General features: G+C 67.0%; 14 protein-coding genes. 7 read left to right on the top strand and 7 right to left on the bottom strand.

Annotated elements, in window-relative coordinates; translation table 11 throughout:
- Positions 1 to 12 precede the first annotated feature (12 nt).
- The gene (locus CYFUS_RS30245; protein WP_095988385.1) at positions 13 to 5,298 is read left to right on the top strand and encodes a trifunctional serine/threonine-protein kinase/ATP-binding protein/sensor histidine kinase; all 5,286 of its coding nucleotides are present in this window, start codon (positions 13 to 15) and stop codon (positions 5,296 to 5,298) included.
- 78 nt (positions 5,299 to 5,376) lie between these two features.
- On the top strand, positions 5,377 to 5,784 hold the full coding sequence (locus CYFUS_RS30240) for an alanine racemase (protein WP_232536898.1): 408 nt from the start codon (positions 5,377 to 5,379) through the stop codon (positions 5,782 to 5,784).
- A gap of 64 nt (positions 5,785 to 5,848) precedes the next feature.
- Here CYFUS_RS30240 and CYFUS_RS30235 read toward each other — a convergent pair whose 3' ends face one another.
- The 4 genes from CYFUS_RS30235 to CYFUS_RS30220 form a co-directional block, all read right to left on the bottom strand.
- Positions 5,849 to 7,069: an adenylate/guanylate cyclase domain-containing protein gene (locus CYFUS_RS30235; protein WP_095992321.1), complete on the bottom strand. Its 1,221-nt coding sequence runs from the start codon at positions 7,067 to 7,069 to the stop codon at positions 5,849 to 5,851.
- A 94-nt stretch (positions 7,070 to 7,163) separates the two neighbouring features.
- Positions 7,164 to 8,297 carry a CapA family protein gene (locus tag CYFUS_RS30230; RefSeq protein WP_232536897.1) on the bottom strand — a complete coding sequence of 378 codons (1,134 nt, stop codon included), beginning with the start codon at positions 8,295 to 8,297 and terminating at the stop codon, positions 7,164 to 7,166.
- Between the two features lie 145 nt (positions 8,298 to 8,442).
- The gene (gene pelA, locus CYFUS_RS30225; protein WP_232536896.1) at positions 8,443 to 9,636 is read right to left on the bottom strand and encodes a pectate lyase; all 1,194 of its coding nucleotides are present in this window, start codon (positions 9,634 to 9,636) and stop codon (positions 8,443 to 8,445) included.
- A gap of 176 nt (positions 9,637 to 9,812) precedes the next feature.
- Positions 9,813 to 10,367, bottom strand: a complete 555-nt coding sequence (locus CYFUS_RS30220; RefSeq protein ID WP_095988384.1) for a cysteine hydrolase family protein — start codon at positions 10,365 to 10,367, stop codon at positions 9,813 to 9,815.
- Positions 10,368 to 10,484: 117 nt separating this feature from the next.
- On the opposite strand from CYFUS_RS30220, the gene CYFUS_RS30215 reads away from it, so the two are divergent.
- Positions 10,485 to 11,474, top strand: a complete 990-nt coding sequence (locus CYFUS_RS30215) for a GlxA family transcriptional regulator (protein WP_095988383.1) — start codon at positions 10,485 to 10,487, stop codon at positions 11,472 to 11,474.
- Between the two features lie 29 nt (positions 11,475 to 11,503).
- Here CYFUS_RS30215 and CYFUS_RS30210 read toward each other — a convergent pair whose 3' ends face one another.
- Positions 11,504 to 13,747: an ATP-binding cassette domain-containing protein gene (locus CYFUS_RS30210; RefSeq protein WP_095992318.1), complete on the bottom strand. Its 2,244-nt coding sequence runs from the start codon at positions 13,745 to 13,747 to the stop codon at positions 11,504 to 11,506.
- An 84-nt stretch (positions 13,748 to 13,831) separates the two neighbouring features.
- Positions 13,832 to 14,722, bottom strand: coding sequence for a LysR family transcriptional regulator (locus CYFUS_RS30205; RefSeq protein WP_095988382.1), 891 nt, complete (start codon positions 14,720 to 14,722; stop codon positions 13,832 to 13,834).
- A gap of 144 nt (positions 14,723 to 14,866) precedes the next feature.
- Here CYFUS_RS30205 and CYFUS_RS30200 point away from each other — a divergent pair, with 144 nt between their 5' ends.
- Positions 14,867 to 15,472, top strand: a complete 606-nt coding sequence (locus CYFUS_RS30200) for a VOC family protein (protein ID WP_095988381.1) — start codon at positions 14,867 to 14,869, stop codon at positions 15,470 to 15,472.
- 79 nt (positions 15,473 to 15,551) lie between these two features.
- Complete coding sequence (locus CYFUS_RS30195; RefSeq protein WP_095988380.1) at positions 15,552 to 16,160, top strand: hypothetical protein; 609 nt, start codon at positions 15,552 to 15,554, stop codon at positions 16,158 to 16,160.
- A gap of 48 nt (positions 16,161 to 16,208) precedes the next feature.
- Here the strand turns inward: CYFUS_RS30195 and CYFUS_RS30190 are convergent, their stop codons facing one another.
- The gene (locus CYFUS_RS30190; protein ID WP_095988379.1) at positions 16,209 to 17,795 is read right to left on the bottom strand and encodes an isochorismatase family protein; all 1,587 of its coding nucleotides are present in this window, start codon (positions 17,793 to 17,795) and stop codon (positions 16,209 to 16,211) included.
- A gap of 222 nt (positions 17,796 to 18,017) precedes the next feature.
- On the opposite strand from CYFUS_RS30190, the gene CYFUS_RS30185 reads away from it, so the two are divergent.
- Both CYFUS_RS30185 and CYFUS_RS30180 read left to right on the top strand, forming a co-directional pair.
- Positions 18,018 to 18,749 carry an SCE4755 family polysaccharide monooxygenase-like protein gene (locus CYFUS_RS30185; RefSeq protein WP_095988378.1) on the top strand — a complete coding sequence of 244 codons (732 nt, stop codon included), beginning with the start codon at positions 18,018 to 18,020 and terminating at the stop codon, positions 18,747 to 18,749.
- A gap of 287 nt (positions 18,750 to 19,036) precedes the next feature.
- Positions 19,037 to 19,486: a hypothetical protein gene (locus CYFUS_RS30180; protein WP_095988377.1), complete on the top strand. Its 450-nt coding sequence runs from the start codon at positions 19,037 to 19,039 to the stop codon at positions 19,484 to 19,486.
- The last annotated feature ends 46 nt before the right edge of the window (positions 19,487 to 19,532 follow it).

Raw genomic sequence — 19,532 nt, 5'->3', positions numbered from 1 at the left:
GGGAACCGCGGCATGTTGCTCATTCCTGGCTATTCCCTGCGGGAGGTCATCAAGACCACGGGCAACAACCTGCTCTTCCATGCCGTGAGGAAGGAAGACTCGCTGCCCGTCATCCTCAAGACGCCCTCTGCCTCGGTGTCTGGTCCTGGAGAGATCGAGCGCTACCGCCGCGAGTTCGGAGTCCTCCAGCGCCTCCAGGACATCCGGGGGGTTCCCCGGGCCTATGCCTTCGAGTGCGTCCAGGACCGACCCATCCTCCTGCTGGAAGCGGTGTCGGGCTCGCCGCTGTCGTCGATCATCGGCCGCCCCCTGGGGGTGGAACGGACCCTGGAGCTGGCCATCTCGTTGTGCACCACCCTGGCGGGGATTCACCGGCGGGGGGTCATCCACAAGGACATCAAGCCCTCCAACATCATCGTCACCACCACGGGCGACACCTGCCTCATCGACTTCAGCATCGCCACGCTCCAACTCGTCGAGCACGTGGACGCGGCGCCCGCGACGCTCATCGAGGGCACGCTCGCGTACATGTCCCCCGAGCAGACCGGGCGCATGAACCGCACTCTGGACTCCCGCACGGACCTGTACTCGCTGGGGGTCACCCTCTACGAGATGCTGACGGGCACCCGGCCCTTTCATGGCAGTGATGCGCTCGAGTGGTTCCACGCGCACCTGGCCGTGTCCCCGCCGGCCCTCGTGGAGCGCGTTCCGGAACTGCCCGCGGTGCTGTCCTCCCTCGTCCTGAAGCTGTTGGCCAAGGAGGCGGAGGAGCGCTACCAGAGCGCCGAGGGGTTGAAGGCGGACCTGCGGCGTTGCCTCGGGGACTGGCGCCGGGGACGGCTCGAGGACTTTCCCCTGGGCGTGGAGGACTACCCCAACCGCTTCCAGCTCCCGCAGCGACTCTACGGGCGACAGGCCCAGCTGGACGCCCTGCATCAGGGCTTCCAGCGCGTCGTGCGGGGCGTCCGTCCCGAGTTGTTCCTGGTCCGGGGCTACTCGGGCATCGGCAAGTCGGCCCTCGTCCACGAGCTCCACAAGCCCGTGGTGCGCCAGCGGGGCTTCTTCCTCCAGGGCAAGTTCGAGCAGCTCCAGCACGACATCCCCTATGCCCCCCTGTCCCATGCCCTCCGTGGATTGACCCAACAGCTCCTGGCGGGGACCGACGAGGAGCTGAAGCAGTGGCGCGAGCGTCTGACGACGGTCTGCGCGGGGCAGGGGCAGCTCCTCGTGGACCTGGTGCCCCAGCTCGAACTCGTCATCGGGCCGCAGCCGCGTGTTCCGGAGCTGCCCCCGTCCGAGTCCCAGCGGCGCTTCCTCCAGGTCTTCCGCCGGTTTCTCGGCGTGTTCGCCACGCCCGAGCACCCCCTCGTCCTGTTCCTGGATGATCTGCAGTGGGCGGATCCCGCGAGCCTGCGGCTGCTGCTCGAGTTGTTCATCCATCCCCAGCCCTCGTCGATGCTGCTCATCGGAACCTACCGGGACAACGAGGTTGGCCCCGCGCATCCCCTGACGCAGGTGTTGGAGGAACTGCGCGTGGCGGGCGCGCGGATGACGTCGCTGCTCCTCGAGCCGCTGGGTGTCGGGGATGTCCACCAGCTCCTCTTCGATGCGCTGCCGGGCGTGAATCGGGACGACCTTCCTCCGCTCGCCGCACTGGCTCACGAGAAGACGGGAGGCAATCCCTTCTTCCTGCTGCGCTTCCTGCTGGCGCTCCATCAGGATGGCCTCCTGTCGCGCACCACCCTGGGCACCTGGCAATGGGACGTGGAGGCGGTCCGGGCCCGGGGCTACTCGGACAACGTCGTCGACTTCATGGTCGGCAAGCTGCGCGAGCTGGCCACGTCGACCCAGCACCTGCTCGCGCTGGCCGCGTGCGTGGGCACCTCCTTCTCGCTCGAGTTGCTCGGCCTCGTGTCCCGGATGGACCTCGACGCGGTCCGGGAAGGGCTCGAGCCGGCGCTGAGGGAGGGCCTGGTGACGAGCACGGGGGAGCTACCCCATCGCTTCCTCCATGACCGCATCCAGCAGGCGGCCTACGCCCTCATGTCCAAGCAGGAGCGGGAGGCCATCCATCTGAAGATTGGCCGCCTGCTGTCGGGAGACCTTCCTCCCGAGTCGCTCGGGGAGCGGCTCTTCGACGTGGTGGGCCAGTTCAATGCCGGACTCGAGCTGCTGCGGGAGCCCGAGGAGCGCCAGCGCGTCGCGCGGCTGAACGCCGAGGCGGGCCGCAAGGCGCAGGCGTCGAGCGCGCACGCCTCGGCCATCACCTACTTCGCCACCGCCATCGCGCTGCTGCCGGGCGACCCCTGGGAGACGGCGCCCGCGCTGACCTTCGAGCTGAGTCTGGCCCAGGCCAGCAGCGAGTTCATGCGCAACCGTGTCGGCACGGCCCGCCAGATGGTGGACGAGCTGTGCGACCGGGCCCGGACGAAGGCGCAGTGGGCCGCCGTCTACGACTTGAAGAGCGTGCTGCTCACCTTGTCGGGCGACACCACCGGCTCCTGCGCGTGCCTGCTGGAGTGCCTGGCGCGGATGGGCATGCCCCTGCCCGCCCATCCCACCAGGGAGGAGGCCGTGGCGGCCCATGAGCAGGTCTGGGCACTGTTGGATGGCCGCCCCGTCGCGAGCCTCATCGACCTGCCGCTCATGACGGACGAGGACATGCGGGCGGTGATGAAGGTGCTCGCCGCTCTGACCGCGCCCTCGTTCTTCGTCGACGCCAACCTCACCATCCTCCATCTCAGCCGGATGGTGACGCTCAGCCTCCAGTACGGCACCACCCTGGAAAGCGCGCATGGGTATGCCATGTACGGCATGGGGTTGGGGCTCTACTTCCACAGCTACGTGGATGGTCATGCCTTCTCGAGGCTGGGGCTGGATGTCCTCGAGCGCCATGGTTATGGCTCCCAGCGGGCCACCGTCCTCTTCTGCCTGGAGCACAGCAGTTGCTGGACCGAGCCCTACACCCGGGGCCTGGAGATCATCCGCGAGACCTTCCATCAGGCCGTCCAGGACTTCAATCACAGCATGGCATGCTTCTGCGGCAACCACATCATGGCCTTGCGTCTGGCGTTGGGGCACGACCTGGAGGCCGTCCAGCAGGAGAACCTCACGCACGTGGACTTCGCCCGCGAGGCGAACTTTCCGGACATGCTCGACACGGAGCTGCTCACCGGGCGCTTCGTGCGGCAGTTGCGCGGGCTCACCCCCTCGTTCGGGACCCTGGATGACGAGGGACTCCGGGAAGAGGACTTCGAGGCCCGGCTGACCCCCAACCGCATCGGCACGCTGCGCTTCCTCTACTGGTCGCTCAAGATGCAGGCGCGCTTCATGGGAGGCGCCTACGAGGAGGCGCGCGAGGCGGGCGAGCGGGCCCAGGCCCTCTACTGGGCCGCGGCCAGCCCCGTCTACCGCAGGGACTTCCAGGTGATGCGTGCCCTGACCCTGGCGGCGTGTGTCCCTGGCGCGGCGCCCGAGCTGCGCCCCTCGCTGCTCGAGGAGCTCCGCCAACACCTTGGTTTCATCGAGACGTGGGTCCGTATCTGTCCCGACGACATGCGCGCCTTCGAGCGGATGGTCTCCGCGGAGCTGGCCCGCGTCACGGGACGGTTGGACGAGGCCCTCCATGCCTATGAGGCCGCGATCCAGTCCGCGCGCCAATATGGCCACCTGCACCACCTCGCGCTGGCCAGTGAGCTGGCGGCGAACTACTGGCGGGCCCGCGAGGTTCCCACCATCGCGGACGCCTATGAGGACAAGGCGTACGACGCCTATTCCCGCTGGGGTGCCCTGGGCAAGGCGCGTCACCTGGCCCGGCACTCTCGTCCGGACGCCCAGCCCTCGGCGGAGGAGCGCGTTTCCGATACGACGTCGGTGCGGATCGACGTGCTCACGCTGGTGAAGGCCCAGCAGGCCATCTCCCAGGAGATCGTCCTCGAGCAGCTGGCCAGCACCCTGCTGCACGTGGCGATCGAGAACGCGGGGGCCCAGCATGGCGCCCTGCTGATGCCGGAGGGCGAGGGGCTGTCCGTCATGGCGCTCGACCTGGGCGGGGCCGAGGGGGAGGCACATCCCGACGCGAACACGCGACTGCCCTGGTCCCTGCTCGCCTATGTCCGGCGCACCCAGGAGCACGTGCTCATCCGGGATGCCTCCGCGCCCCATCCCTTCTCCTCGGATCCCTGGTTCGAGCAGCTCATCGCCCGCTCCGTGCTCTGCCTGCCCCTGGTGCGTCAGGGAGAGCTGCGCGGCGTGCTCTACCTGGAGAACAACCTCGCCACGGATGCCTTCACCCCGCTCCGGCTCTCGCTGCTGGAGCACCTGGCCTCCCAGGCCACCATCTCCATCGAGAACGCGCGGTTGTACGCGAACCTCCAGCGCGCCGAGAGCGCCCTGCGCGCCGCCAATGACGACCTGGAGAAGCGCGTGGAGGATCGCACGCGGGAGCTGCGGCGGGCCCAGGCCGTGCTGGTGGAGACGGCGCGCTCGGCGGGCATGGCGGAAGTGGCCACCAACGTGCTCCACAACGTGGGCAACGTGCTCACCAGCACCGTCATCAACATGGACATGATGCGGCAGTCCTTGAAGCTCTCGCGCATGGGACGGCTCAAGCAGGTGACGACCCTGCTCGGCGAGCACCGCGGGGATCTGGTCGGCTTCCTCACTGGCTCACCACAGGGCCAGCAGCTCACCGATTATCTCTTCGTGCTCGCGGATGAACTGGTGCGCGAGCAGTCCTCGCTCAAGGACTGCGTGGATACACTGGCCATGCACATCGAGCACATCCGCGCCATCGTGCAGATCCAGCAGGTCCATGGGACCAGCATGCTCGTCGTCGAGGACTGCGACCTGCGCCAGCTCGTGGAGGACGCCTTGAGTCTTCAGATGTCGGCCCTCACGCGTCACGGCATCCAGGTCTCCCGGCGGTTGGACTCTCCACCCATCGTGAAGGTGGACAGGCACAAGGTGCTGCAGATCCTCGTCAACCTCATCAGCAACGCGAAGAACGCGATGCGCGGGCTACCCAAGGGCCAGGCCCACCTCCAGGTGCGGTTGATCTCCGAGGAGAACAGCGTGCGCATCCAGGTGGAGGACAACGGCGTGGGCATCGCGCCGGAGAACCGCGCGCGGCTGTTCTGCCAGGGCTTCTCCGGCTTCGAGGGAGGACACGGCCTGGGTTTGCACTCGAGCGCCCTGGCGGCGGAGCTGCTCGGAGGCTCGCTCTCCCTGGAGAGCGATGGGCCCGGCAGGGGAGCCACGGCCACACTGGTGCTTCCCCTCACGCCCGCTCCAGCCTGAGCGGGGGTTGCGCGCCCAGCGAGCCGCTCAGATGTCAGTCGGCACGCGCGCCCGTGCGGAGTACCTTCCCGGCCCCGTATGAGCTTTCCCTCACTGGACGATATCGAGACCCCGGCGGCGCTCGTGGACGAGGAGCGCCTGGAGCGCAACCTCGCGAAGGCCTCCGTGTATATGCGCGAGCACGGACTGCGGTGGCGGCCGCATACGAAGACGCACAAGGTGCCGGAGCTGGCGGCGAGGCAGCTCCAGGCCGGCGCGGTGGGCGTCACGGTGGCCACGCCTCGTGAGGCGGAGGTGATGGGCGCGGTGGTGGACGACGTGCTCCTGGCCTATTCGCCCGTGGGCGCCTCGAAGCTGGCGCGGCTGATGGCGCTGCCCGGGCACGTGCGGCTCTCGGTGGGGCTGGACTCGAGGGAGGTGCTGGCGGGGCTGGCGGAGGCCGCGCGTGGGGTGGGGCGCACTCCGACGGCATCGGCGCCGCGCTGAGGAACCCGGGGAGAGATCAGCGTCGAGGCCCACACTCCGCTGAGCGTGCCCGCGCGGAACCGCATCACCGTGCTGGAATGAGTCCCGGCGCGCGCGTCGGCACGAACGTCACCACCGGAGCCGTCTTCCCCGCGACGGGAAGCGGCTCCGCGGGCTCGAAGCGCAGGGTGTCGTCACAGCGCGCCCGGGTGGCCTCGGACACGAGCAGCGACACGCCGACCTTCTTGGTGAGCCCCTCGATGCGGCTGGCGAGGTTCACCGCGTCCCCGATGACGGTGTACTCGCGGCGCTGCGCCGGGCCCACGTCGCCGATGACCACACGCCCCGTGTGCACGCCAATGCCGATGCGCAGGGGCTCCTCGCCGCGCGCCTGGCGCTCGGTGTTGAGCTCCTCCAGCGCCTCGAGCATGGCGAGCCCGCAGGAGACCGCCGCCTGGGGATGGCCGGGCAACTCCAGGGGCGCGCCGAAGTAGGCGAGGATGCCGTCGCCGATGAACTTGTCGAGCGTGCCCCCGTGGCGGAACACCACCTCCACCATGCGCGAGAGGTACTCGTTGAGCAGCCGCACCACCTGGGGGCTCTCCAGGCGCTCGGACAGCGAGGTGAAGCCGCGGATGTCGGCGAACAGCAGTGTCACCTCGCGGTGCTCGCCCTCGGCTCGACCCGTACCCACCTCGATGATGCGGCGGGCGACCTCGGGGGAGAAGTAGCGACCCAGGCGCGTGCGGTGCGTCTGCTCCTGGGAGACCTCGAGCACCAGACGGTACATCTGCCGCCGGGTGAAGCCCGCCACGCCCGCCGCGAGGGTGAGCACCAGGGTGACGGCGGGCAGCGTGTGTTGCACCGGGAGCCCCGCCCGCCAGGTGAGCGCCGTCTCCAGGACGATGCCGAACCCGGTGGCCAGCACCAGCCTCGGCCAGGAGGTCCCCAGGAGCGCCATGAGCATCCCGATCAGGATGAAGATGCCCACCGAGATGCCCGAGATGACCTGGGCCTCGGCGGAGATGGACACCGATGACCACTGGATGAGGAAGATGGCGGGCATGTCGAGCAGCAGCACCGCGAGGTCCGGCTGACGTCGCACCAGGGGCACGACGCGCGAGCCGGCCCATGAGGCCGCGGCGAACAGCAGGTAGGCCGCCACCCCCGCCAGGGGCATGGTCCACTCGAAGAAGTAGACGCACGCCAGCCATCCGAGCGCGCCCAGGGTGCGGAAGCGGTACACCCATCGCCCCATGCGCTCGCCCTGCACCTCGAGCCGCTGACTCAGGATATCGTTGACCATGGACTCGGGGAGCACGGTGGAGCGCACGACATGGCAGGGTAGTCCAGTTGGCCGGCGCCTCGTCGTGAATCCTCGTCGCGGGAGTCGGCCCGCTTCAGGTCCAGTGAAGCCAGAGTGAGCCGTCTCCTTCCAGGGTGACGCGAGTTCCGAACCGGCGGCCCTCCCGGTCCAGGAGGCCCTGCAACCACCCGGCGTCGGCGGAGGAGGCCCGGCACGCCTGGAAGCGGCGCACCTGCATGGGCGTCATGCGAAGGGAAAGCAGTCGGCCGCTCGTGGGGTCCAGCGTCACGAAGTACATCAGGGTCAGGTCGCCGCGGAAGCCTGCGTTGTCGCGGATACCTTCGTAGTCGTTCAGGAAGTCCCCACAGCCATAAAGGATGGGGCGCTCCCGGTGGACCTCGATGCCACGGGGATGGTGGGAGGAGTGGCCGTGGACGACATCCACCCCCGCCTCGTCGATGAGGGCCCGGGCGAACTCCCGCTGCGCGGAGGGCACTTCGTAACCCCAGTTGCTCCCCCAGTGGATGGAGGCGATGACGAGCGCTCCCGTGTTCTTGATGGCTCGCACCCTCGCACCGATGCCGCGCGCCGTGGCGGGAGCCAGGTTCTCCAGCAATTCCACCCCTGGCCTGTCCGCGCTCGCCACCCACTCCGGCGGGATGCCGCTGCTCCTCGTCCCGAACGAGAACACGGCGACGCGGCCCTTGCCTGGGACGTCCAGCATGGCGGGAGCCCGTGCTTGCTCCAGGTGGGCGCCCGCTCCCGCGGTGGCGATGCCCACGCTTCGCAGGGTCGCCAACGTCTCGCGGAGTCCCTCGTACCCCCAATCCAGCACATGGTTGTTCGCCAGCGCGCAGCATCCGATGCGGGCGGCCGTGAGGCAGGCGGCGTGCGCCGGGTTCATTCGATAGTGGATGCCTTTGTCCGGCCACCACGCCTCGCTGGTGGTGATGCTGGTCTCCAGGTTGATCAACCGCACGTCCGGAGCACGCCGCTCCAGCTCCGCGAGCGCATCACCCCAGATGTAGTCGAGGCCCACCGGTCTGGGGATGGGACCATTCACCTCCTCGGCCAGTGCGACGTAATCCCGGGCATCCCGAACATAGGGCTCGTACAGGTGGGGTGGGCACGGGTGGGGAAGCACCTGGTCGATGCCTCGCCCGGTCATCACGTCGCCACAGAGGAAGACGGTGAGGGCGTCCCCGTGGGCTGGCGCTGTCATGTTCATGGCCCACCTCCTCGAAGCGCGACGGCGCGAGCAGCGTCCTTCCGAGAGGGTGGACATGACGTTCATTGAGCGCATGGGAACGCCAGCGCGAAGCTCCCGCGCAACCGCCCGGCGAGGGTCCAGGCTTGCTGGGAGGGAGGCGACTTCAGTAGCCCACCGAGTCGCTGTAGGTGATCAGCTTGGTGCCGTAGCTGCCGCCCCACTCGTAGCCGTAGCGGCGCTCGGCTTCGATGTCCATGATGTCGTAGAACTTGCCGCCGGTGCGGTCGCTGAAGAAGCCCTTGTCCTGGTTCAAATCATAGAATCGGTACCACAGGGTGCTGCCGGCCTTGGTCTGGATCGGGTTGTAGGTGTCGTCGGTGTTGCCCGAGGGGCGCTTCACATAGGCGGTGTTGGCGACCTTGACCGTGCTTCTCTTGTACCAGGCAATCGCGGCCTGGACGGCGGCCTTGACCTCGGCGGTCTGCGGACGGGTCATCAGGAAGGTGACGATCCCCACCGATTCCTTTCCGCTCCTGGAGGGCAGCTCATAGGCCCGGGCTCCCTTCGGAGCGTAACTGACCGGATCATGCTGGGCACACCACACGGTCTTCACGCCGCCCTGAACGATCTGCGCCTTGAGGATGTAGTTCACGCCCTTGTCGATCGCGGTGGCGAGTTTCGCGCGCTGCTCGGAGGTGAAGATGTCGCCATCGAGCGGCGCCTTCTGCCGCGAGGCATGATCGAGCAGCACCAGCACTCGCACCATCGCATCGTCGTTGAAGGTGATGTCATTGGAGTAGCTCGTGCCGCTACGCGCCGGATAGACCTGCGGCCAGCCGCCCGAGGAGGACTGCATGATCAGCAGGAAGTCGAGCGCCCGGCGAGCGGCGTCGCGGTGGCTGGTCTTGCCACCGCGCTTGTAGACGTCGGCGAGGAAGAGGATTTCGGAGACCGTGGCGTCGTTGTCGATGGTGCCCAGTTCCACGCCGTTCGCGCCGAGCCACTCCGAGCGGGCCGCCTTGCCGTTCCAGGCGGAGTCGTACCAGGAGGGAATCTTGTAGAAGCCGCCGTGCGGCATCTGCCAGGAGACGATGTTGTTGGCCTTGGTGGTGTCGGCCGCGAGTGCGGTGGCCGCATTCGTGCTGGTGCTGAGCCAGCTCTTGTAGGTGCTCAGTTCGGCGTACACCGGGTTGTTGGTCTGGTCCAGGGTGGGCGCGCTGCTCGCGGCCGTGCTGGTGCTGTACGGACCGCTGGCTTCGCCTTCCTCACCCCCGCAGGCGCAAAGCAGGTTCATGACGAAGAGGGTGACAAGGCCCGTGCGCGGTGGATTCATCGTGGTTCTCTTCTTCTTTCCCATACCCGCCAGGGTTTCTCCCGGGCGAGGCTGCGCTGGTGCGCGGGCTGCCATCATCCCTGGTATTCCTGATTGAATCCAGTAATAATAGCTTAACCGGAATATGCTGTAATCAGAAAATGCCACCCATCGTCCAGGGGCTTCTTCCTGGCGAGACACGGAGCTGCTCTCCGCCTTGCTCAGGTGGCTCGCGCCAGGAACTCGTCGGTGGACTGGGTCTGGGCGTAGGCGAAGCTGAGCGCCGCCATGAAGGCGGCATGGACCTGGGCGGCGGGCACGCGCACGCCTCCGAATTCCAGATCGCGGCTGGCGCAGGCATCGTGGATCAGGGTGCAGCGGTAGCCCAGATCGACCGCCGCCCGCACTCCGCCATCGATGCACATGTGGCTCATGGCGCCGCAGATGACAAGCTCCTCGATCCCGTGGCGCTCGAGGATTGCCTTCAGTTCGGTTTCGCGGAAGGAGTTGATGAAGTGCTTCAGCACCACCGGCTCCGCCGCCGCCGGGGTCACCTTCTCATGGATCGCGGCCCCGCTCGAGCCTGGAGAGAAGAAGGGGGCGTCGGCGGTCTTGAACTCATGGCGGACATGGACGACCAGCTCACCCCGGGCCCGCGCGGCGGCGATCAACCGCGCGGTGTTGTCCGCGGCGGCGTCGATGCCGACGAGGGTCCATTTCCCACCCGGGAAATAATCATTCTGGATGTCGATGACGATGAGGGCGCGCTTGCTCATGGTGCCTTCCTTCCGATCCTGGCCGTTGGGGTGTCGCGGTTGATGGTCGGAAGATAGAGCGGTTCTCCGCCCCACCGGGATTGGCGGAACTGACAGGATCAGGGTTAGAACTGACAAATGACCACGGGGCACGTTCTGGCCCATATCGGACTGCTGATCTATCCCGGTGCCCAGTTGTCGGCGGTACACGGGTTGACGGACATGTTCCGCATCGCCAACCGGCTCGCGGCCCAGCAGGGCTTGTCGGGCGTGCCCGCCCTGCGAGTCAGCCATTGGCGGCCCGGCGAGGGCGGGGAGGTGGAGCGGGTATTCGACACCCACGCCCAGGCCGGGGAGTCCCTGGTCGCGTTGATCCTTCCGCCGAGCCTGGAGGAAGAGCCGCGGGTGGAGCGGAGGAAGACGCTGGCCCGTTGGATCGCCGCCCGGCATGCCGCCGGCACCACGCTCTGCTCCATCTGCGCCGGCGCCTTCCTGTTGGCGGAAACAGGGCTGTTGGATGGCCGGCCGGCCACGACCCATTGGAGCCTGGCGGAGCGGCTGTCCGAGCGATTTCCCGCCATCCGGCTGGAGGCGGACAAGCTGCTCATCGAGGATGGGGACATCATCACGGCGGGTGGCGTGATGGCCTGGGTCGATCTCGGGCTGCGGCTGGTGGATCGGCTGATCAGTCCGGGTCTCATGCTGGCGACCGCTCGTTTCTTCCTGGTGGATCCCGCCGGGCGCGAGCAACGCTTCTACAGCCACTTCTCGCCCAAGCTGCACCATGGCGACGAGGTCATCCTGAAGGTGCAGCACTGGCTCCAGGCCCGCGGCTCGGAAAAGGTGACATTGCCGATGATGGCGGCGCAAGCCATGCTGGGCGAGCGCACCTTCTTGCGCCGCTTCCAGAAGGCGACGGGGTTGACCCCGACCACCTATGTCCAATACCTGCGTGTGGGCAAGGCAAGGGAGCTGCTGGAGTTCTCGAACCTGTCCATCGAGCAGGTGGCGTGGCGGGTGGGGTACGAGGACCCTGGCGCCTTCCGCAAGATCTTCTTCAAACGGGTGGGCTTGTCCCCTGGTGACTACCGGCGTCGCTTCAGCGTCACCGGTCATCGAGGCACGTAACTGGAGGAGGGGAGCGCTCCGCCTCCCGGTTACGACCGGGCGGCCATGTGCTTGCCGGTCAGCGAGCCCTTGTGTGAGGCGAGCTGCCCGGGAAGCCCTTCGAAGACCACGCGGCCGCCCTCATGCCCGGCGCCGGGTCCCAGGTCGATGACCCAGTCCGCCCGGGAGACGACGTCGAGGTTGTGCTCGATGACGATGACGGTCGACCCAGCATCGACCAGCCGATCGAACAACCCTATCAGCGTGTCCACGTCGTTCATGTGCAGGCCCGTGGTGGGCTCGTCGAGCACGTAGATGTTGCCCGAGCGCCCCAGCTCGGCGGCGAGCTTCAGACGCTGGCGTTCGCCGCCCGAGAGCGTCGACAGCGGCTGCCCCAGCGTGAGGTAGCCGAGCCCGACGTCATCCAGCCCCTGGAGAATCTTGGCGATGGCCGGTTCGGTGAAGAAGGTGACGGCGTCGGTGACGGACATCTCGTAGACGTCGCTGATGGACTTGCCGCGCAGCCGATGGGCCAGCACCTCGTCGGTGAACCGCTTGCCCTCGCACGTCTCGCAGACGGTTACCATCGGGTCCAGGTGCGCCAGATCCGTGTAGATGACGCCGAGCCCGTTGCAGTCCGGGCAGGCTCCCTTCGAGTTGGCGGAGAACAGCGCGGCGTCCACCTTGTTCGCCTTGGCGAAGGCCTTGCGGACATTGTCGAGGATGCCGGTGTACGTGGCGGTGTTGGAGCGGCGCGAGCCACGAGCCAGGTTCTGGTCGATGATGATGGTCTCCGGGTAGGCCTTGGGCAGGCAGCCCTGAATCAGCGACGACTTCCCCGAGCCCGCGACGCCCGTCACGACCGTCAGCACCCCACGAGGAATCGAGACGGAGAGGTTCTGGAGGTTGTTGAGGCGGGCGCCCTCGAGCTGGAGCTGCCCCGTGGGCTTGCGTGGCGTGGTCTTGATGGGCTGGTACTTCTTCATGTGTTTGCCCGTGAGCGTGCCCGAGCCCAGCAAACCCTCGTACGTGCCCTCGTAGACGATCCGTCCGCCCTGGCTGCCGGCCTTCGGCCCCATGTCGACCACGTGGTCGGCGATGGCGATCATGTCCGGCTTGTGCTCGACGATGAGCACGGTGTTGCCCTTGTCGCGCAACTGCTGCATCAGGCCCGCGAGCCGGCCGACATCGTGCGGGTGGAGTCCCACGCTGGGCTCGTCGAAGATATACGTCACGTCGGTGAGGCTGGAGCCCAGGTGCCGCACCATCTTGACGCGCTGGCTCTCTCCGCCCGACAGGGTCGAGCTCTCGCGGTCGAGGCTGAGGTAGCCCAGCCCGATCGTCACCAGGTTGTCGAGCCGGTGGGCCAGGGCCTCCAGCATCGGTCCCACGGACGGAGCGGCGATCTCGCGGACGAACGCGGCGAGATCCGAGACCTGCATCGCGGAGCACTCGGCGATGTTCTTGCCCTGGATGCGGCTGCCGAGCGCGGCCTGGTTGAGTCGCCCGCCCTGGCAGGAAGGACAGGTGGCGCGGGTGAAGATGCGCTCGTATTCGGCGCGGACATGCGGCTGGACGGTCTCCGGGTCCTTGGCGCCCAGCGTCCTGCGCAACTTGGGGACGAGGCCCTCGTAGGTGAGGTTCATCTTGTCGACCTTGATCTTCCGGCCGTCGTCCAGATGGAGGAGCTTGTCCATCTCCTCCTTCGAGTACTCGGACAGCTTCTTGTCGAGGTCGAAGTAGCCGGACCTCGCGAAGATGAGCCAGTACCAGCTATCGACCGCGTAGTCCCTGGGCAGGATGGCGCCCTCGTTGAGGGACTTGGACGTGTCGATGACGGCGTCCATGTCCATGGACGCGACCTGGCCAATGCCCTCGCACCCCGGGCAGAGGCCGCGCGGGTCGTTGTAGGAGTAGAACCCCGGGCTGCCCAGGTGGGGCTCGGCCAGACGCGAGAACACCACGCGGAGCATCTGCGCCGCATCCGTGACGGTGGCGACCGTCGAGCGCGAGTTTCCCCCCAGCCGCTGCTGGTCGACGATGATGGCCGCGGAGAGGTTCTCCAGGCTCTCCGCGTCCGGCTGGCCATAGTGCGGCATGAACTGCTGCACGAAGGCCGGATAGGTCTCGTTGATGAGCCGCTGGCTCTCGGCCGCGATGGTGCCGAAGACCAGGGACGACTTGCCCGAGCCCGAGACACCGGTGAAGACGGTGATCTTCCGCTTGGGAATATCGAGCGAGACGTTCTTGAGGTTGTTCTCGCGTGCCCCACGAATCTTGATGGAACCGTACATGTCTTCCTTCTCCGGACAGTCTTCCTGCAATAGCACGAGTGCCTTCCAATGCGCACCTGCAACGCATCGTCGTTCTCCACCCAATCAGATGAAGAGCGGCTTCATCCTTTGTTCCATATAAGAGATGAAAACCAGGACCTTCGGTGGCGTGAAGTGGTGTTTTTGAAACAAGAAATGAATGGGTGCGTCCTCCATCGACCACTCCGGCATGACGACTTTTATACACTTTGCTTCGATCTCCTCCCGACAATTGGAAACAGGCAGGAGGGCGACGCCGGCTCCTTGCACCACCAGGGCTTTCACGGTGGTCACGTTGTTTGAAAGAAACTTGATCTCCGGCTCGAGAGTCGTTCTCGAGGTTCTGGATTTCAACCGCCAGGTTCGCATGTCGGGTTTGGGTGCGAAGACCAGGCAGTCGTGTTTTTTCAGATCGCCTGGCTCCTGAAGAGGGGGCGAACGTTTGATGTACGCGGGACTCGCCACCAACTGAAAGACATCTCGGCCGATCTTCTTCGCGCTCAGGGATGAGTCCATCATCGGGCCAAGCCGGATCGCGACATCGATGTCGTCATTCACCAGATCCAGAATCTTGTCGGTCAGCATCATCTCGAGCGAGATTTTCGGATACGTCTCTAAAAATTCCGCGAGGATCGGTGCGAGGATGCTCGTCGCGAAATCGGAAGGAGCCGTGATGCGTAGGCGTCCTCGGGGTTCAATGCTCGTTGCCTGTGCCTGCTCGGTCGCCTTCTTGATTTCTGATAACCCTTTTGACGACTGCTCGTGAAACTGTTTTCCCATGTCCGTCAGCTGGATGCTTCTGGTCGTTCGTCTGAGAAGAGTTGTTCCCAGGTGAGACTCGAGTTCGGCGATCTTCTTCGAGATGGTCGATTTCGTGACGCCAAGCTCCACCGCGGCTTTCGAAAAACTGCCGACCTTCACGACCCGATTGAACATCATCACCGCGTTCAGATCCACCTGGCTCCTCCTGGGACACTGTTCGCCTCGAGAAACAAAGCGTTCACATTATAGCGTCTTATCGAACCCCACAAGCTCCGATAGGGTCGTGGATGTCAGCGGAACACAACCCCCAGCCGAGCGCACGGCGGAGGGAGCAAGCAAATGAACCCGACATTTGTAAATATCGTCTTCTCGGTCGCCGCGGCATTCGCACTGACGTCGACTGCCCAGGCGCAGGTGCCTGGAATCAAATCAGCCGGAATCGATCATGTCGGAATCACGGTTCCCAACATGCGCGAGGCCGAGAAGTTCTTTTCTGAAATATTCGGCTGTGTCGCTGTGACGAAAATCGGTCCCCATCCGATGACCACCAGTTTGTCGAACGACCGGAAGACGCAGGTCCCAGCCAGAGCGAAAAGCATGACGCTCAAGATGCTTCGCTGCGGCCACGGCTCCAATATCGAGCTCTTTGAGTATGAAGGCTCAAAAGGGAAAACAACCCCACCGGATCATGAAGACCTGGGTGGCCACCACATTGCTTTCTATACGGACGACGTCGAAGCGGGTGTTGCCTACTTGAAGTCAAAGGGCATCACCGTGATAGGTGAGCCGATGACGACGACTTCAGGCGATACGGCAGGCGAAACATGGGTCCACTTCCTCACTCCATGGGGGCTCGAGATGGAGTTGGTTGGTTATCCACAAGGGAAGGCCTACGAGAAGCGAGCGCCGGTGAAGCTCTGGTCCGCGAAGCATCCAGCCGATTGAGACGAAACATATGGAGCAGCACGCCTGGGGAGACTCGGTCCATCAGGTTGAATCATCGACGCAAAGGAAACAAAACCCCATGCATCTCGTGAAATCCGCCCCCCTCCTCGCTGTCGCCCTCCTGCTCTCCGCCTGTGGCGGGTCCGCCACCGACGAGTCGCCCGAAACCGCTACGGACTCCGCCACGCTGACCTCTGCCTTCTCACAGGGGTGCACCTTCTCCATTACCTATCAGCGGACAAGCTCGAACTCGCATCCGCCCCTGTTCGAGCCCGTCATCACCCGGCAGGCCTCTTCCACGTGCCCATGGCCGAGCGCGAGTGTGGTGCTCGAGGGCTCGTACTCGGTACCCGCCCTGTCGATTGCCGCGAACGACCTTGGGGTCGCCGTCAGCTACACGTACGATTACTCGCCGAGCGGCTCCAATGGCGCATACCTGAAGCTGCTGCACCTGACGCCGGACACGCTATCGGTGGTGCGCTCCACGTTGCTCGTGGCGCAGTACGAATTCCGCTTCTCGAACGTCTTCTGCGAGGAGCTGTCCTTCCTGGCCGATGGCACCACCCTCCGGGTTCAGGGGACCAAGGACGGCATCATCCCGCTCGAGATCGGGAGCGGCTCCAACTACCTCGCCACCTACCCGGACTTCTTCACCAGCACCACGGAGCCCACCGTCGTGGCCTACTGAGACGCTCCGCTTTCAAGGTGTGCGCGATCCTGAGGCGCGGGCCCTCCGTCACGTCTTCCCGCCGCGCGCGGGAGGGCGGCGCGGGGGCCCGCCGTGCGCCGCGGTCCAGACGCGGCGCAGCTGGCGCACGTCGGCGTAGCCGCAGGCCTCGGCCACCGCCTCCACCGTGAGCTCGGGGTTGCGCAGCAGGCCCTTGGCGCGCTCCAGCCGCAAGCGCTCGCGGTAGGCGTGCACGCTGATGCCGGTGGCGCGGCGGAAGGCGCGTGTGAGGTTGCGCTCGCTCATGGAGGCCACGCGGCCCAGTTCGGCCAGCGTCGCCTTCGCCTCGGGGTGTGCGACCAGGTACTGCTGCACGCGGTGCACGCCCGGGTTCAGGTGCGTCTGGAAGTCCAGGTAGACGCTGTCCTGAGACTGCGCCCCGTCGCGGCGCAGGTACACCACCATCTCGCGCGCGACGCTCGAGGCGAGCAGTGGCCCGCCATCGCGCTCCAGCAGCGCGAGCGCCATGTCCACCCCCGCGCTGATGCCCGCGCTGGTGACGACGCCCGCGTCCTCCACGAAGAGCCGCTCGCCCAGCACTCGCGCACGCGGGAAGCGCGCCTGCAACTCCTGTGTGCGCCGCCAGTGCGTGGTGCAGCGGCGGCCGTCCAACAGGCCCGCCTCGCCCAGTGCGAACGCCCCCGTGCACACCGCGCACACCTGCGCGCCCGCGTTCGCCGCCGCGCGCAACCAGGACAGCAGCGCGGGCGGCACCCGCGTCGTCGCCAGCGGGTAGCCCGGCACGACGACGCGGTCGCCGGGGCCCACGTCCTTCGGCAGTGGCGCGAGGCCCGCGAGCTCCAGGCCCTGCGCCGTGCGCACGGTGGGCGTCGGGGACACGGACGTGACGGCGTACGGGTGCCCGAAGCCCGCGGCCTCGTGGAAGGCCTGCATCGGCCCGGCCAGGTCCATCACCTCCACGCCCGGTGCGAGCGCGAAGAGGACGCGCGGGGCGGGGCGCGGCGGCGGGGGAGGGGCGGGCCGCGCCGGCTCACGCGGCGGTCCGGGCGGGGGGAGGGCGGCGAGCTCGGCCACCAGCTGCCGGGCGTGGGTGATGCGCGCGAAGCGGTGGCGCAGCGCGTACGCCGTGCGCTCGGTGATGGCGTCGACACCGAGCTCCTCTCCCGGCACGTCCCAGTTGGGGATGGGGAACGTCATCGTGGCGTCCAGCACGAAGTCCACCGCGTAGCCCAGGTCCGCGGCCACGCGCGTCGTCGTCTCGCAGCACTGCTCCATCTGGATGCCCGTCACGGCCAGGCGCCGCACGCCGCGGGCGAGCAGGATCGGCGAGAGGGGCGTGGAGGTGAAGCAGTTGCGTGTCTGCTTCGTCAGCACGGGCTCGTCCGTGCGCGGGGCGAGGAAGTCCATCAGCTTCAGGTGCGGGCTGCCCGGCTCGAAGCCGGGGTCGCCGTCCGTGTGCAGGAAGTAGAGGACCGGCAGCCCCGCGGCCCGGTATGCGTCCACCAGCGACGCGACGTTGCGCTCGAAGTCCGGCGTGCTGCGCCGCTCCCAGCGTGGGCTCACCTTGAAGGAGTCCTGCACGTCGATGACCAACAGGGCGGATTGGGCCAGGGGCACGTCTTCGGGCTTCAGCATCTCGGACTCCAGAGGGACAGCGGGTTCGCGAGGGTGAATAGCCCCGCCACGGCCCCGACATCAGGGCCGCAGCGGACCATGAGGGGACGTTTCCGGCCATGGGCTTCTTCGTGCCTGTCTGCAGTACTCAGTGGAATGGTGGGTCGGCATCGACACAAGGTTTTAGGGCCTGTCTCCGTTGCGCATTAGGCTACCGCCAGCTGTCAGCCTGGAGAAAACCCCATGATGCGACCCTCCCCGACCCCTTCCCTCATCGCCGCGTCGACGGCGCTCCTCCTTTCCGCCGCGCCGGCGCGCGCCCACTTCAGCATCCAGCAGCCGGCGAGCTGGGCGGAGCAGGACCGTCTCGGCAACCCGCAGAAGAGCGAGCCCTGCGGCCAGGCCGACCCCGGGCAGCCGGCCCAGCCCACCGGCGCGGTCACCACCTACCGCCCGGGGCAGATGATCACCATCGCCCTCACCGAGACGATCTTCCACCCCGGCCACTACCGCGTCTCGATCGCCCAGGACATGAACTCGCTGCCCCCCGATCCGCCGGTCACCGCCGGCAGCACGCCGTGCGGTAGCACCCCCATCAACGAGAACCCGACGCTGCCGCTGCTCGCCGACGGTCTGCTCGTGCACTCCTCGCCGCTCTCTGGTCCGCAGACGCTCCAGGTCCAGCTGCCTCAGGACTTCACCTGCGACAAGTGCACGCTGCAGATCACCCAGTTCATGTCGAACCATGCGATCAACAACCCCGGTGGCTGCTACTACCACCACTGCGCCACCGTCACGGTCGCCGCGTCCAGCGACGGCGGCGGTACGGGTGGCGAGGGTGTCCCGCCGGACGACGCGCCGGGCAAGGGTGGCGGAGGTTGTCAGCTCGGCGGCGTTTCCGGCACCGCGGCCGCGCCGGCCGCCGGCCTGATCATGCTGGCGCTCGGGCTTCTCCGCCGCCGCCGCCGCGCCTGAGCGGCACCACCCCCGGCTGCCGCGCCCGCCGGGCTACCCAGCCGCGCTCCCGGGTCTGGGTCTGCTCGCCGGGCCATGCGCTCGGCGGCCGGGTGCCGCAGAGCTGTGTGCGCCCGGCCACCCGAGTGCTCGAAACCACCAGGTGAAGTCGAGCGTTGGGTATCGCACGCGGCGCCCGCGGCGCTGTCGAGCCCCCAACTTCCCAGGAACACGCCGCATGGCGCCTGCCTTGTGACCGCAGCGCTCCGATCTCAGCCTCGTCGCGTCTTGCTGGGAGGACGACACACATGCGCAACGGTTGGGCGGCAGCAGCCATCGGCTTCGTGGTGTTCAACGCAACAACGGCGGCGGCGACCGAGGAGGAGTCCGAGCTGCGCTGTGAGCGCTTCATCGACGGTGGCGTCGTGGCGGAGGTGCACAGCTACCCGGCGCACATCGCCGTCGACACGTACATCTTCAACGACAGCGAGACGCGGACGCTCACGGTCACCTCCATTCATGACTGGCCCCGCTCCGCGGTCCCGACCCACGTGAGCATCGACGTCGAGCCAGGCGTGAGCATCGGCGGGACCAGTTACTTCACGCTGGAGGGGTACGAGCAGTGCGCGAGCCTCGCGGGCCACGAGCAGCGTGCGCGGACGGGCCAGCCCATCCGCCTCAAGACGTTCGCCGAGGTCCTCACCTCCACCGGTGAGAAGGCGAAGTGCGTCGCGCGCGTCATCTGCCACAACGGATGAGGAGGAGGGCAGGGGAGACGGATTCGAAGCCTGTCTCACCAGGGAA

The organism is Cystobacter fuscus, from assembly GCF_002305875.1.
Taxonomy (GTDB): Bacteria; Myxococcota; Myxococcia; order Myxococcales; family Myxococcaceae; genus Cystobacter; species Cystobacter fuscus_A.
This window is presented reverse-complemented; position numbering and strand designations above follow the sequence as displayed.

What these genes read in the sequence shown, in the direction of transcription:
- CYFUS_RS30245 (WP_095988385.1), top strand. Translation starts at nt 13, where the DNA reads ATGTTGCTCATTCCTGGCTATTCCCTGCGGGAGGTCATCAAGACCACG.
- CYFUS_RS30240 (WP_232536898.1), top strand. Translation starts at nt 5,377, where the DNA reads ATGAGCTTTCCCTCACTGGACGATATCGAGACCCCGGCGGCGCTCGTG.
- CYFUS_RS30235 (WP_095992321.1), bottom strand. Translation starts at nt 7,069, where the DNA reads ATGGTCAACGATATCCTGAGTCAGCGGCTCGAGGTGCAGGGCGAGCGC.
- CYFUS_RS30230 (WP_232536897.1), bottom strand. Translation starts at nt 8,297, where the DNA reads ATGAACATGACAGCGCCAGCCCACGGGGACGCCCTCACCGTCTTCCTC.
- pelA (WP_232536896.1), bottom strand. Translation starts at nt 9,636, where the DNA reads ATGGGAAAGAAGAAGAGAACCACGATGAATCCACCGCGCACGGGCCTT.
- CYFUS_RS30220 (WP_095988384.1), bottom strand. Translation starts at nt 10,367, where the DNA reads ATGAGCAAGCGCGCCCTCATCGTCATCGACATCCAGAATGATTATTTC.
- CYFUS_RS30215 (WP_095988383.1), top strand. Translation starts at nt 10,485, where the DNA reads ATGACCACGGGGCACGTTCTGGCCCATATCGGACTGCTGATCTATCCC.
- CYFUS_RS30210 (WP_095992318.1), bottom strand. Translation starts at nt 13,747, where the DNA reads ATGTACGGTTCCATCAAGATTCGTGGGGCACGCGAGAACAACCTCAAG.
- CYFUS_RS30200 (WP_095988381.1), top strand. Translation starts at nt 14,867, where the DNA reads ATGAACCCGACATTTGTAAATATCGTCTTCTCGGTCGCCGCGGCATTC.
- CYFUS_RS30195 (WP_095988380.1), top strand. Translation starts at nt 15,552, where the DNA reads ATGCATCTCGTGAAATCCGCCCCCCTCCTCGCTGTCGCCCTCCTGCTC.
- CYFUS_RS30190 (WP_095988379.1), bottom strand. Translation starts at nt 17,795, where the DNA reads ATGCTGAAGCCCGAAGACGTGCCCCTGGCCCAATCCGCCCTGTTGGTC.
- CYFUS_RS30185 (WP_095988378.1), top strand. Translation starts at nt 18,018, where the DNA reads ATGATGCGACCCTCCCCGACCCCTTCCCTCATCGCCGCGTCGACGGCG.
- CYFUS_RS30180 (WP_095988377.1), top strand. Translation starts at nt 19,037, where the DNA reads ATGCGCAACGGTTGGGCGGCAGCAGCCATCGGCTTCGTGGTGTTCAAC.